Here is an 11,926-nt window from a genome sequence, read left to right as displayed (position 1 = left end):
AAAGTGGATTGAACGACATACATAGGAGCTGGAACATGTTATATAACAATGAAATGCACAATCAATTTGCTGCGGTAATGAATAAATTAATCGGACAGAAGGGGCTTATTCGCTTACAGAATGATGTGGATTACAAAATAGCGGTAAAGCAGTTTACTGGGTTCGAAGTATCGGAATTTTATGATGATGAAACCGATCCAATGATTTTTAAATTAAGTTTTATTAATGGGTCTGGGCAGGAAGATGCTATAGAAATTTGGGACAGTGCGATTGTTGATCTGGATTTCACACAGCCAGAAGTAGCCGAAGAGTGGGCGGAAGATGGCTTGAAGCTTGTAATGGCAGCTGTGAAAGATGAAAGCAACGCAATTGAATTTTATACGCTATAAATCGATTCGTCTATTGGCAGAGCTCGCTGTACAATAGGCATGCTCGATAAGGAGCGCATCCAGCTGTTGGCTGATTTTGACGACTGCTCCATCTGTGAAATTATTGCATGCTTCAAACACACGTATCATTTCGGCTCTGACTTCTTCAATATGTCGGTAGCAATAGCAGTTATTCATAATAATTCCCTCCTATATTTGTTAATACAAACATAATGAATAGTTGTTAGGACGGTTCCAAATGAAGATTAGGTTTTAGTTAGATTTCTAAATATTTGATGGTTATTCATGTCCATGCATGAGCTTTCTTTAACATAATTAAACGAATATAACGAATCTGAAACATTTCCTGAGGCTAAACAGCACTCGGGAATTTGTTATGCCTAGGCGATGCCCAAACGAGAAGGTATACTAAAATATCTGCTATACACATACCTTAATAGAAAGCGCTCAGGAGGCGGTTTCTGTTGGCGGAACAGTATGGATATTTGATCATTTGGTTATTGGGGTTGTTCGGCATTATTGGTATAGTCATTTATGCAGTTGCCAGATTCGCATTCAATGATTCTCTATCCAAGGATGATACGGATTAGGCTAAGCGTATGATTAGCCTTGAAGAGGGTAACATATAGATTCGCTGTATATTCTGTAATTGCGAAAGGAGCTAACGAAAAAATGAGTAATACGATTGGCGGACAAGATTCGAGAGAGCGCATTGTTGCAGTTAAAAAGGATGGAGACGGAGATTTGACTGCATTCAAAACATCAAGCGGACGCGAGCTTGACTATGCAACGGCATTTCAAGAAGTGCAAGCCGGTCAAATTGCTGGCGTTAACACCTTCAAAGGCAAAGATGGAGAATTCTATATCCGTGGAGATGCGGACGGTGACCCTACCAATAATTTGGATCAGCTTCCCCTATTCTAAAATAAGTGATTTTAATGCAAAGAGAAAGGCGCTAAGCATAACGATGCTGGCGCCTTTCTTCTGAGTTTATTGGTTCACCGTATCCATGAGGCGCCAACAGCTGTTATATCTCATAACTCTTATGCGGTTCTACTATTCGCATATGCCCCGTATGACCCTCATACTCCTCTATAGCGTCTCCATAGTGCATGAGCCAAGTTTTCCTCTGGATGGATTCGGGAAGCGTTAGAAGCTCATCCAGGCACGCATGGACGACTCCTGGCGCCACCAGCTGACAATCGTGGAAAATGGTGCTTACTCCTTCATCCACAAGCTGCTGAAGCAGCTCGCCATCGAAACGCATATCGGCAGAGTAAAAGAAACGTTGATTAAACAAGAAAGAGTAGCTTTGCTTATTAGCAATATGCTTCGTTTCCAGCAGCTTCACACTAAGGCCGGGATGAAGCTGAATGTCTTGGTTGATTGCGAGTGGGCGAACTTCGAAGAAATCCTCAAGCTTCGTTAACGATTCTTGTGTTAATCCTCCGCGAAGCGTGTGCTCCCACAAGGGATCGATTAGTGTTTCAGCGATATAAAGAATAGGCTTGCGGTTAAATTTGAACATCATTTGGAAAGCATATTCTTCTAATCCGCCCACATGGTCCCCGTGAATATGGCTGATTAATACGGCATCCAGATCAGTGAAGGAATGCCCAATTTGATGCAATGCTTTCGGCAGCGTGATCCCGCAGTCGATAAGCAAGCGAAAGCCTTCTATTTCTAATAAGGCGTTGTTATTATCATATTTTTTTGCAAAAGCGCTGCCTGTCCCAACCATTCGAATGTGCATGTTCATATCTCCTTCATCTTCCATATATAAATGTATCAAAAATTGCAATCGCTTGACAATTGCAGATGCACAATCGCTCGTTCCTACATACAATGCTAAAGCAATATGCTTAGTGGAGGGAACAAAGGATGAGCAAAGGAAAAGGAAAAATAGCTAAGAAAAAACAGACTTCAAGCGAACGGAAGCAGTACTCGTACAAACTTGTGCTTTCTGATACTTGTGCAGTGTGCAAAACGCCCTGTGCTAGAGGAATGAGCTATCTCGCAAGAATGAAATTGCCAGGCGCTTTAGGTAAAGGTGTTCCGTGCGTGCTGACGAGAAGACTTGGGTAATAAACCGGCATTATTATTTCCCAGGCAAGCGCAGCTTTCAACACCAAATGACAGCGCAGGTCGAATGTCGCCGGATGCAAAAATAGTTTATCTATTGGCGCAACTTTGCTTGAAAAGACGAGTATAAACTTACATCCAGGCAATCGGATGGAGGTTTACAACTATGAGGTTCAGAAAAGTTGCGATTCTGCTAATTGTATTATCCCTTTGGGGAGGTACGATGCTTTTTGCAGATTCTGCATCACAGAAGGTTCGTGTCTTTATTAACGGGATTGAGCAGGATGATGGTGGTTTAGTCGCTGACGGCAAAACCTACTTGCCGCTACGCCAATTAGCATCTTCTATGCAAGCCATCGTTGAGTGGGACAATCAGAACAAACGTGCAACATTGTATAAGCCTAATGTACACATGTTTCTCTTCCGAAACAATACCGTTTTTGGAAATGTAAACAAAGGCTATCAAGGAAGCTTTAAGGTATTCGCTCAAATTGATAATTTGAAGACGGATATTACTGCTGTTAAGATATCGATTTTCGATCCTAACGGCAAAGAGAAAGTGATCCAAACAGGCAATGTTAATCCTACAAGCGACAATTTCTGGTATGCAACGGAGGATATCGAATATAAATTCGAATCCAGCGGGAAATATCCAATTCGTTTCTTTGTGAAAACAAAGGGCTCGGATGAATGGACGGTTATCTCAGAAAAGATCATTTCGTCGCTTTAATTTAGCATTCAAATAAACGTCCCTACGTTAAGGAGGGGCGTTTATTTGACCGACTATATAGAATCTGCTAGGATAAACTAGTCTGTATACATCATTGAAATGGGGTAATATCATGAGCGAGCACCAACATGGAGCTGATTGCGGTTGTGGAGAAGACCACGAGCATGAAGAGCAAGTCTTAATCGTGACTGATGACGAGGGCCAAGAACGCGAAATGGTCATGGTTTATACGTTTGAATCCGACAATAATGTTTATGCTGTTCTGCTGGATCGTAATGATCCTGAAGCGGATGGCGTTATTTTCCGTATTCAAGAAGAGAACGACGAATCCTTCCTAGTCGGAATCGAAGACGATGCAGAGTGGGATCGCGTAACGGCTATCTACGAAGAGATCGCCCGTACCGAGAACGAAGAGAACTAAGTCGTATTGATCCATCAAACGCATAATAAGAGAGATCCGCGAGAACTTTTCGCGGATCTTTTTTGTGTTATTTGCGAGGGTAATAATAAATCGTTCGTCCATTAAACATCGTCAGCTCCGCTTTCAACTGCTTGGCTATATATTTGCATAGCTCATTAGCTTTAGCTTTATCGCCGTGCGTCGCTTCGTCAGGAAGGACAACCTGAACGCAAGGAACCATATGCCCTGCCGCGCTGTTTGCTTCACCTGTACCGAACAGAATGTACTTATAAAGAGGGTTAATACCTTTCAAAAAAAACCAACGATCATCTTGTTTCGATTCGAAAGTATAAGGGAATGCAGCTTCTGCGTAGTTCCAGTCTAGCTGTTGGCCGGTTAGGGCGGTTTGCTCTTTATACTGCGAGAGCACGCCCTTCGCTTCTTCTAAGCTTAGTCTTTCAACGGATGATCCTTGCACAAATTTAATGTAAGCGCTTTGACTCATCGCATCTCACCTCTGCCAACATCATAGCATGCAAAAATTGGGTTGACAATAAGTGGATATACACTTAAAAGGATAACATAAATAACCGATTATGAAGCCTTATGGGGGCTCACATAATCGGTTATTGTGGATTGATTATGAAATAGCTGTTTCTTCAACAATAACTTTAACAAATTGAATACTGCGATCCTCTGGCCCTTTGACAGGTAAGCCAACCTCGACGTGATCTACGATGTAATCGATGTTTTTTTGCGTTACGACTTCACCAGGCAGCAGAATTGGAATACCCGGCGGGTAAACGTATATAAATTCTGCGATAATACGACCAGCAGATTCCTTGAATGGTATGACCTCGGTTTCGCCGTAGAAAGCATCACGAGGTGTTAAGGACAACTGCGGGATATCCGGTATTTTGACAATTAATTCTCTCGCTTCAGCGCCCTCATGGAAGTGCTCGGACAAGCCTCGCAGCGAAATTAACAATTTTGATATGGAATCGGAGGTATCTCCCGGCGTAACTAAGCAAAGAATGTTATACATATCGCTCATTTCAATTTCCACATTATAATTGTCGCGCAGCCAGTTTTCCGTTTCATATCCAGTGATGCCGAGATGCCGCACGTGAATGGAAACCTTGGTCGGATCATAGTCGTAAGTCGCTTCGCCGCCAAGAATTTCTTCTCCAAAGCAATGCAGTCCCGGAATTTCATTGATTTGCTGACGAGCATATTGAGCAAGCTCAATGGTGCGCTCAGCAAGAGCGTGCCCATTCAAGGCAAGATTGCGTCTTGACGTATCAAGCGAAGCAAGCAAAATATACGATGTTGACGTAGTTGTAAGCATGCTGATTACGGTTTGAATGCGATGCGGATTGACACGTCCCTTGCGAACGTTAAGCACAGAGCTTTGGGTCATTGAGCCGCCTAGCTTATGCACGCTTGTAGCAGCCATATCTGCGCCGGCTTGCATCGCTGACATGGGTAGCTTCTCGTGGAAATGAATGAGAACGCCATGCGCCTCGTCCACAAGCACAGGGATGTCGAAGCTGTGAACGAGTTCGACTATTTCTTTTAAATTAGCACATATGCCAAAGTAAGTCGGATTGATAACTAGAACGGCTTTGGCATCTGGATGGCGCTCCAATGCCTTGCGTACGGAACGGGTTGTAATGCCGTGGTCTATTCCAAGATTATTATCACGCGCTGGTGAGATAAATACAGGTCTAGCTCCTGCGAAAATAATAGCAGACATAATGGATTTGTGTACATTACGCGGAACAATGATTTTGTCTCCTGGTGCACATACGGTTAATATCATCGTCATTATGGCGCCGCTTGTTCCTTGTACAGAGAAATAAGTGTAGTCCGAGCCGAAAGCATCGGCAGCAAGCTTCTGCGCTTCTTCGATAACTCCGACTGGCTGATGCAAGTCATCGAGCGGCGCTATATTGATTAAATCGATCGACAATGCGTTATCGCCGATAAATTCGCGAAATTCCGAATCACTGCCCAAGCCTTTTTTATGTCCAGGTATATGAAACTGAACGGGATCTTGCTCCGCATGACGGCGAAGTGCGGTGAAGAGCGGGGTTTTATTATGATCCATCGCTATCCCTGCCTTTCCATTGAGGTAACAAACAAAATTGAGTATAGCAAATACAGGGGGGATTGCAAGCTTCAATTTTAATACGAGAGCTGTACAGAAGCACGTAATCTCTATATGTTCGTCAATTGTTCATACATGATAGATATTGGAATGTGGTAACATAGGTTGGTGGAGGGATTCAAACATGAAGGATAAACGCATGCTTATTGTAATGGCTATTTTAATGACAACATTTATTGGTTTCGGCATTATTATCCCGGTTATGCCCGAGATTATTCAAGCCGCAGATCCTAGTAAAGCGGAATTACATACAGGCCGCATGTTGGCCATTTATTCCGCCGTCTCACTCTTCTTATCTCCGTTCTGGGGAAGTCTGTCTGATCGAATAGGCAGAAGACCTATTATATTGATTGGCGTATTAGGCTTCGCTGCAAGCTTTCTATTATTTGGATTATCGTCCGGCAGCTTGACGCTTATGTATTTGTCACGAGTTCTTGGTGGATTATTCTCCGGTGCAGTCGCATCGGTTATTGTCGCTTATGTAGCAGACATCACGCCCCCGGAGCATCGTACAAAGGGAATGGGACTCGTCGGCATGTCCATTGGACTTGGCTTCACAATAGGGCCAGGCTTTGGAGGATTACTTAGTGTGATCTCACTGGAAACCCCTTTTTATGCAGCTTCGGTTTTGGCACTTGTCACATTCGTGCTTGCTGCTGTGAAGCTGAAGGAATCGCTTGCTCCCCATGAGCGGCAGAAATCATCGGAGAAGAGGGTTTCGCGCTGGGCTGCTTTTACAGGACCACTCAAATATTTGTATGTATTAGCCTTTTTTGTAACCTTTACGTTGGCTGGCTTAGAAGCAACCTTGCAGTTCTTCGGCATGCGCCGCTTTGACGTTACTCCGCTGCAGGTCGGCATTTTGTTTTTTGTATGCGGATTTGTTGGCGCTCTTGTGCAGGGCGGTATTGTGCGCCGGAGAATCAAGGATGGCGAGGAACCGAAATATATTGCAATTGGCCTAGTCATCTCGGCACTTGGATTTTTCCTCTTGTTAGGTGCACACTCGCTATGGTGGGCAACGATGTCGCTTGCTGTATTCGGTATCGGGAACGCACTAATCCGTCCTTGCGTCACCTCGCTCATTACGCAGAAGACGACGGTAGGCAAGGGGGTAGCTTCAGGACTAAGCTCATCAATGGACAGTTTAGGGCGCATAGCCGGCCCGCTGCTAGGTTCCTTCATCTTCACGATTGAGATGGGACTTCCTTATTTGCTCGGCGGTATTCTGTGCTTGGCGGCGCTTCTGCTGCTTATGCGATTCCGTCAACTGGACAAAATAAATGTACCAACTGTGTCAATGGATAGTACGAAATAGAGTAAACAGGAAAAGGGGCCATCCTAAAGGTTATAGACCTTAAAGGATGGCCTCCTTTTAAAGGCTGAGCAGAATAGAGCTAGAAACTAGCTCTATTCCACAAAATTGGGTTACTTCGGACGAAATAGAGCTAGAAACTAGCTCTATTCCTAGGGGAAATGGTGAAAATGAGCTCATACGCCTGATGTTGAGCAGAATAGAGCTAGAAACTAGCTCTAATCCACAAAATTGGGTTACATCGGACGAAATAGAGCTAGAAATTAGCTCTATTTCGAAAAGGCAAAAATAAGCAGCCTGTTTCTTTTGGCTCAGCCTATAGAACGCATGGTTACATACTCCGATGCTTCTTGAGCGCAAGGACATTCAAAATCGCAAACACGAGTGAAAAGCCGACCAATACATAAACATCTAATTGGTAATCATTCCAGCCCTCGCCCCTTATCATGATCCCCTTCATCGCATCAGCCCCATATTTGAGCGGCATTATATAGCTCAGCTTCTGCAACCATGGATTCATAGCATCTAAATTAAATAAGCCGGAAAAAAACGCTTGCGGTACAATTACGATTGGAATGAATTGTATGATCTGAAATTCACTGCTCGCAAACGAGGAGAGCAGGGTGCCGAGTGTTAATGCCGTTAAGGATAGGAGCAAATTAATAAGCAAAATGCTGCCTATGTTACCAACCATATATAGTCCCAGCACATCTACTGAGAACCATGCGATTAAAGTAGCTTGCAGAAGCGTGAATATGCCAAATCCGGTGAGGTAGCCAAGTACAACCTCAGAACGGCGAATCGGAGTAGTGAGCAAACGTTCAAGAGTACCGCTAGTTCTCTCCCGCAGAAAGGAAACGCCGGCAAGAATGAATACAAAGAAGAAAGAAAAGAATCCAATCAGCACGGGACCAAATGAATCGAAGGGCGCCATATCAGGACCGCCATGCAAATAATGGATGCTTAATGCTATACCACTGTTTCCTGTTTGCAAAGAGCTTTGCAGGAACAGCAGAACAGCTTTGTTGATCGAAGGATCGCTGCCTTCCAGAAGCAGCTCAGGAGTATCTCCTGTAAATTGCAGGATGGCGTCCAGCTTGCCTTCTTCCAGCGCCGAATAAGCGCTTTCATTTGTTTTATAATCAGTTATCGTGGCATTTGTGCCTTCGAATTTACTTGCAAGAGAGGGAGGAATATCGATTATTCCAATTGCAGGAGAAACCGATTGTCCGGCAAATACGAGCTTCATCAAGCTTAAAATAAGCAGCGGTGCTAGAAATAATAAGGCAAGCGTTCGTTTGTCCCGTAGGAATTGCCTAATGATTCGGATTGCCAGCGCACGTATTCTCATTGTTCCGCACCTCCTTTTTGTCCTAAAGCGATAAAGGCATCTTCAAGAGTGCTGCAGCCGGCTGACTCGATTATTGCCTGCGGTGTGTTGACCGCAATAAGCTTGCCATCACGGATCAGTCCTAATCGATCACATTTCATCGCTTCGTCCATCGCATGTGTAGTGACGATAATCGTCACGCCTTGTTTACTTAATGCGGTTAATTCCATCCAAATGGATTTGCGCAGAACGGGATCAATCCCGATGGTAGGCTCGTCTAAAATAAGCAGCTTAGGCTCGTGAAGCAACGCTATCGCGAGAGACAAACGTCGTTTCATGCCTCCTGAGTAAGTAGAAACTCCTCTGTGTAAATGCTGGGAAAGATCAACTAAGTCAGTTGCCATTTGAATGCGCTCTTTGAGCAGGGCTCCTTTTAAACCGAACATCGCTCCAAAAAAAGATAAATTTTGTTTGCCAGTTAATTCGTTATACAAAGCATCCGATTGGGCCATGTACCCAAAGCTCTGAAGCATACTAAGCTGGGGCATGGGGACACCCAGCATATGAACGGAACCCGCATCTGAACGATCGATACCTGTCATTATTTTAATTAGGGTCGTTTTGCCGGAACCGGATGGACCCAGAAGACCAAATAACTCACCCCGTGGGATGGAAAGCGATATATTGCTCAGCACCGTTCGAGAATGAAAGGTACGCGAAATATCTTTTAAATCTACAGCTGCTATTTCAGGATTCGAATTATGTACGTTTGTGGACATCGATTCTCACACTCCTTAGTTATTAGCATATGGCTGCGCTGCCGCAATCATTTCTAAGAAAAGGCTGTGATCAAAAGAATGAAAAGCCCCTTGAGCACAGCCTCAGAAATGTTATAAATTTGCCATTCGATAGAGCGGCATTAATGTTTCATATGTGCTGGATGCGAATGTCAGAAGTTTATTGCCGTCACGCAGGAGCGCGTCGTCAGCTTTGATATGTCGGCCAATCAGCAGCTCTGCTTTCTGGACATCGCGGAAGCGGACAAGCACGTCGTTCCAATCCTGCTTCGACATATCGCCGACAACGGTGGATTCTTTCTTCATATGATCCAATGAGAGCACATAATCTTTCGGTACTGTTGCGATAACTTGTTCCATTTGGTTTAAGAAGGCTCTAGCAATATTCGATTTATTAGGAACTTCGTAAATAAGCGCCAGCCAAAGAAATAAATGATCATCAAATAAGCCGAGCTGGAAATGGGGATGAGCTTTGTAGCCGCGTTTATTGCTGCAAATCGCCAACCATGTGTCTTTCGGCGGATTTACTTTGCGGCGGGCATGTCTGGCAACATGCAAATACATTTCATTGCCTGCATGGACGGCGACATCTACGCTCAGCTGTTCCCCGATTGCACGAAATTTAGGTTGAATTTGATTTTGTATGGCTGCCATTCTTTCCTCTAGCCCTTGCAGCTGGAAAACATCAAAGTCTGTTTGTGTAAAGCCTTGCAAATCTGTAGTAGTCTGTAAAGTCATTGCTGTTGTCGCTCCCTGTTTAACAATTATTGATGCAATAATTTCAAATAAAAAATAGCGATTTGCGTTCGATCACGGAGCTCCAGCTTATGCAGTATTTCCGTAATATAGTTTTTGATCGTTCCCTCGCTTAAAAATAATGAGGCTGCAATTTCTTTGTTGGATTTACCATCAGCGATATGACGAACAATTTGGCTTTCAGCTTGTGTAAGCCCGGCCATTGTTATTGTCTTGTTTAAATCTTTATCCCCGCGAGAAGGTTCAAGCATATCGGCCAGCTTGCGGGCAATATCAGGATGAATGAGCATCGAACCCTCGTGTACGGTCTTGATACCGCTTATGATTCGGCTAGGGGGAACATTCTTGAGCAAATAGCCGTTCGCTCCGTTACGAATTGCCTGCGCAATATATTCGTCATCGTCAAAGGTCGTTAAGATCAATACGGATGGCGGAGCATCAAGCGCTCGCAGCAGCTTCGTGCCCTCCACGCCGTCACAAACAGGCATCCGGATGTCCATAACCACAACGTCGACAGACTGCTGTCGAACAAATTCAGCTGCTTCTAGGCCATTCCCGCAAACACCGGCTACATGCAAATCACTGTCCAGCTCCAAGATTACGTGCATGCTTTCACGAATAAATGGATCATCGTCCACGATCAATACGTTAATCATAACGTGATTCCTCCAATTAAATGTACCAAGTTAGAAGCTATTCGCCAAGGAGCGGCAAAATCGTAGTAATGGAAAATTGCTCAGACTGCTGCCATTCAAGGCGACCGCCTATTAGTGCTATTCTTTCTTTCATGCCTCGCAAGCCTAGACCGGCTTCAATAGGCTCGGTCGGCAGGCTGCCATTATTGGACACCGTTAATGCAACGAAATTAGACTGAAATTGCAGCCTGACGGATACGGCAGTAGCGTTTCCATGGCGGACAGCATTGGTGATAGCTTCTTGGGCATTTTTGAACAAACTGAGTTCCATGCTTGGATACATAGGGCGGGGAAAGCCGCCAACCTCAAAGCTTACAGCTATTCCTAAAGCATCCACTGACTCTTCTACCAGACGGTCTAATGCGTAACGTCTCACATCACTGACATCTTCCGCAGTAAGCTTGCGAACGGTGCGGCGCATTCGCTCCATGCTATCCTGCAGCTGATCGCGTATTTGAGCAACCATTGCGCGAGAGCGCATCGTATCCGACTCGAATAGGTGCAGAGCAGCCTCTGACATCATCTTCACACGAATGAGTCGATGGCCGAGATCGTCATGAATATCTTTGGCTATCCGATTTCGTTCCTCGACTTGCGCGTAATGCTCAACCTGAGATGCATATTCAAGCATTCGAAGTCTTGCGGAATCTAATTGCTCATGACTTAGTGCCAGTGCTTCATATAAATCTTCTACTTTGTGCCGCTTATCCTCAAATTCATTGGCTGTATAGAGGATTGCCGCTATCGCAGCCCACAGCAGGAGCACAGCAATAATCAATTCATAATTTCTACCGCTGCTGCTCAGGACGATATAAAGCACAGCCAATCCGGCAATAGTCCAGCCTGCGCATACGTATGGTGCAGGTTTGCTGCGGAATGCCGCAATTAATGTGGAGAAAATCAGTAAAAATAAGACGCCTCCATATAGATAAGAAAGCGCTCCAAATCCGATGAGTTCGGCTAATAAGAACAGATTAGCCAGCTGCGGAAGCAGTCTGCCTGCTTTAATAAGAAGAAGAGCGAGCAATACAAGGGCTGTATAAGTAGCGTATGATCCTGCATCGATGTTGTTCATGCTTATGACGGCCGGTACGGCTACTAGCAGAATTCGAATGCGGTATAGCAATTTATTCATGCAGGAACATAGCTCCCTCATTAGAATTTGTTTCATTATAGCATAGCAGTGTGAATTGGATGAGCTAAATTATAATCATTCTAAATAACAATGATATGACTTATGTCACCGTTCAAAGGTGACTTTG

16 protein-coding genes are annotated in these 11,926 nt (G+C 44.4%); 7 read left to right on the top strand and 9 right to left on the bottom strand.

What is annotated here, in order from left to right:
- Positions 1 to 35 precede the first annotated feature (35 nt).
- Positions 36 to 389, top strand: coding sequence for a hypothetical protein (locus tag CEF13_RS17510; protein ID WP_102712450.1), 354 nt, complete (start codon positions 36 to 38; stop codon positions 387 to 389).
- On the opposite strand, the gene CEF13_RS17505 is transcribed toward CEF13_RS17510, so the two are convergent.
- On the bottom strand, positions 384 to 566 hold the full coding sequence (locus tag CEF13_RS17505) for an aspartyl-phosphate phosphatase Spo0E family protein (protein ID WP_102712448.1): 183 nt from the start codon (positions 564 to 566) through the stop codon (positions 384 to 386). The two genes, CEF13_RS17510 and CEF13_RS17505, sit on opposite strands and share 6 nt — an antisense overlap.
- A 287-nt stretch (positions 567 to 853) precedes the next feature.
- Between CEF13_RS17505 and CEF13_RS29505 the strand changes: the two genes are divergently transcribed.
- Both CEF13_RS29505 and CEF13_RS17500 read left to right on the top strand, forming a co-directional pair.
- Entirely contained in the window at positions 854 to 979 is a 126-nt protein-coding gene (locus CEF13_RS29505) for a hypothetical protein (protein ID WP_279588835.1), read from the top strand.
- 82 nt (positions 980 to 1,061) lie between these two features.
- Positions 1,062 to 1,313: a DUF3892 domain-containing protein gene (locus CEF13_RS17500; protein ID WP_102712446.1), complete on the top strand. Its 252-nt coding sequence runs from the start codon at positions 1,062 to 1,064 to the stop codon at positions 1,311 to 1,313.
- 103 nt (positions 1,314 to 1,416) lie between these two features.
- Here the strand turns inward: CEF13_RS17500 and CEF13_RS17495 are convergent, their stop codons facing one another.
- Positions 1,417 to 2,148 carry an MBL fold metallo-hydrolase gene (locus CEF13_RS17495; RefSeq protein ID WP_102712444.1) on the bottom strand — a complete coding sequence of 244 codons (732 nt, stop codon included), beginning with the start codon at positions 2,146 to 2,148 and terminating at the stop codon, positions 1,417 to 1,419.
- Between the two features lie 122 nt (positions 2,149 to 2,270).
- Here CEF13_RS17495 and CEF13_RS17490 point away from each other — a divergent pair, with 122 nt between their 5' ends.
- The 3 genes from CEF13_RS17490 to CEF13_RS17480 all read left to right on the top strand — a co-directional run bounded on the left by CEF13_RS17490 (position 2,271) and on the right by CEF13_RS17480 (position 3,622).
- On the top strand, positions 2,271 to 2,474 hold the full coding sequence (locus tag CEF13_RS17490) for a hypothetical protein (RefSeq protein WP_102712442.1): 204 nt from the start codon (positions 2,271 to 2,273) through the stop codon (positions 2,472 to 2,474).
- A gap of 163 nt (positions 2,475 to 2,637) precedes the next feature.
- Positions 2,638 to 3,201, top strand: a complete 564-nt coding sequence (locus tag CEF13_RS17485) for a stalk domain-containing protein (protein ID WP_102712440.1) — start codon at positions 2,638 to 2,640, stop codon at positions 3,199 to 3,201.
- Positions 3,202 to 3,313: 112 nt separating this feature from the next.
- A complete protein-coding gene (locus CEF13_RS17480) occupies positions 3,314 to 3,622 on the top strand; it encodes a DUF1292 domain-containing protein (RefSeq protein ID WP_102712438.1) in 309 nt (102 codons plus the stop codon).
- Positions 3,623 to 3,689: 67 nt separating this feature from the next.
- Here the strand turns inward: CEF13_RS17480 and CEF13_RS17475 are convergent, their stop codons facing one another.
- Together CEF13_RS17475 and CEF13_RS17470 are read right to left on the bottom strand one after the other, a co-directional pair.
- Positions 3,690 to 4,106 carry a DUF1885 family protein gene (locus tag CEF13_RS17475; protein ID WP_102712436.1) on the bottom strand — a complete coding sequence of 139 codons (417 nt, stop codon included), beginning with the start codon at positions 4,104 to 4,106 and terminating at the stop codon, positions 3,690 to 3,692.
- A 135-nt stretch (positions 4,107 to 4,241) separates the two neighbouring features.
- Complete coding sequence (locus CEF13_RS17470; protein ID WP_102712434.1) at positions 4,242 to 5,711, bottom strand: aminotransferase class I/II-fold pyridoxal phosphate-dependent enzyme; 1,470 nt, start codon at positions 5,709 to 5,711, stop codon at positions 4,242 to 4,244.
- Between the two features lie 184 nt (positions 5,712 to 5,895).
- On the opposite strand from CEF13_RS17470, the gene CEF13_RS17465 reads away from it, so the two are divergent.
- Complete coding sequence (locus tag CEF13_RS17465; protein WP_102712432.1) at positions 5,896 to 7,089, top strand: MFS transporter; 1,194 nt, start codon at positions 5,896 to 5,898, stop codon at positions 7,087 to 7,089.
- A 328-nt stretch (positions 7,090 to 7,417) separates the two neighbouring features.
- Here CEF13_RS17465 and CEF13_RS17460 read toward each other — a convergent pair whose 3' ends face one another.
- The 5 genes from CEF13_RS17460 to CEF13_RS17440 all read right to left on the bottom strand — a co-directional run bounded on the left by CEF13_RS17460 (position 7,418) and on the right by CEF13_RS17440 (position 11,799).
- Complete coding sequence (locus CEF13_RS17460) at positions 7,418 to 8,437, bottom strand: ABC transporter permease (RefSeq protein WP_102712430.1); 1,020 nt, start codon at positions 8,435 to 8,437, stop codon at positions 7,418 to 7,420.
- Positions 8,434 to 9,195, bottom strand: a complete 762-nt coding sequence (locus CEF13_RS17455; RefSeq protein WP_102712428.1) for an ABC transporter ATP-binding protein — start codon at positions 9,193 to 9,195, stop codon at positions 8,434 to 8,436. Before CEF13_RS17455 ends, CEF13_RS17460 begins: the two co-directional genes overlap by 4 nt.
- 111 nt (positions 9,196 to 9,306) lie before the next feature.
- On the bottom strand, positions 9,307 to 9,951 hold the full coding sequence (locus tag CEF13_RS17450) for a DUF1054 domain-containing protein (protein ID WP_102712426.1): 645 nt from the start codon (positions 9,949 to 9,951) through the stop codon (positions 9,307 to 9,309).
- 26 nt (positions 9,952 to 9,977) lie between these two features.
- Entirely contained in the window at positions 9,978 to 10,625 is a 648-nt protein-coding gene (locus tag CEF13_RS17445) for a response regulator transcription factor (RefSeq protein ID WP_102712424.1), read from the bottom strand.
- A gap of 37 nt (positions 10,626 to 10,662) precedes the next feature.
- On the bottom strand, positions 10,663 to 11,799 hold the full coding sequence (locus tag CEF13_RS17440; RefSeq protein WP_166742723.1) for a sensor histidine kinase: 1,137 nt from the start codon (positions 11,797 to 11,799) through the stop codon (positions 10,663 to 10,665).
- Positions 11,800 to 11,926 lie beyond the last annotated feature (127 nt).

The sequence above is a fragment of the Paenibacillus castaneae genome (genome assembly GCF_002884445.1).
In the GTDB taxonomy this organism is placed as follows: domain Bacteria; phylum Bacillota; class Bacilli; order Paenibacillales; family Paenibacillaceae; genus Pristimantibacillus; species Pristimantibacillus castaneae.
This window is presented reverse-complemented; position numbering and strand designations above follow the sequence as displayed.

What these genes read in the sequence shown, in the direction of transcription:
- CEF13_RS17510 (WP_102712450.1), top strand. Translation starts at nt 36, where the DNA reads ATGTTATATAACAATGAAATGCACAATCAATTTGCTGCGGTAATGAAT.
- CEF13_RS17505 (WP_102712448.1), bottom strand. Translation starts at nt 566, where the DNA reads ATGAATAACTGCTATTGCTACCGACATATTGAAGAAGTCAGAGCCGAA.
- CEF13_RS17500 (WP_102712446.1), top strand. Translation starts at nt 1,062, where the DNA reads ATGAGTAATACGATTGGCGGACAAGATTCGAGAGAGCGCATTGTTGCA.
- CEF13_RS17495 (WP_102712444.1), bottom strand. Translation starts at nt 2,148, where the DNA reads ATGAACATGCACATTCGAATGGTTGGGACAGGCAGCGCTTTTGCAAAA.
- CEF13_RS17490 (WP_102712442.1), top strand. Translation starts at nt 2,271, where the DNA reads ATGAGCAAAGGAAAAGGAAAAATAGCTAAGAAAAAACAGACTTCAAGC.
- CEF13_RS17485 (WP_102712440.1), top strand. Translation starts at nt 2,638, where the DNA reads ATGAGGTTCAGAAAAGTTGCGATTCTGCTAATTGTATTATCCCTTTGG.
- CEF13_RS17480 (WP_102712438.1), top strand. Translation starts at nt 3,314, where the DNA reads ATGAGCGAGCACCAACATGGAGCTGATTGCGGTTGTGGAGAAGACCAC.
- CEF13_RS17475 (WP_102712436.1), bottom strand. Translation starts at nt 4,106, where the DNA reads ATGAGTCAAAGCGCTTACATTAAATTTGTGCAAGGATCATCCGTTGAA.
- CEF13_RS17470 (WP_102712434.1), bottom strand. Translation starts at nt 5,711, where the DNA reads ATGGATCATAATAAAACCCCGCTCTTCACCGCACTTCGCCGTCATGCG.
- CEF13_RS17465 (WP_102712432.1), top strand. Translation starts at nt 5,896, where the DNA reads ATGAAGGATAAACGCATGCTTATTGTAATGGCTATTTTAATGACAACA.
- CEF13_RS17460 (WP_102712430.1), bottom strand. Translation starts at nt 8,437, where the DNA reads ATGAGAATACGTGCGCTGGCAATCCGAATCATTAGGCAATTCCTACGG.
- CEF13_RS17455 (WP_102712428.1), bottom strand. Translation starts at nt 9,195, where the DNA reads ATGTCCACAAACGTACATAATTCGAATCCTGAAATAGCAGCTGTAGAT.
- CEF13_RS17450 (WP_102712426.1), bottom strand. Translation starts at nt 9,951, where the DNA reads ATGACTTTACAGACTACTACAGATTTGCAAGGCTTTACACAAACAGAC.
- CEF13_RS17445 (WP_102712424.1), bottom strand. Translation starts at nt 10,625, where the DNA reads ATGATTAACGTATTGATCGTGGACGATGATCCATTTATTCGTGAAAGC.
- CEF13_RS17440 (WP_166742723.1), bottom strand. Translation starts at nt 11,799, where the DNA reads ATGAATAAATTGCTATACCGCATTCGAATTCTGCTAGTAGCCGTACCG.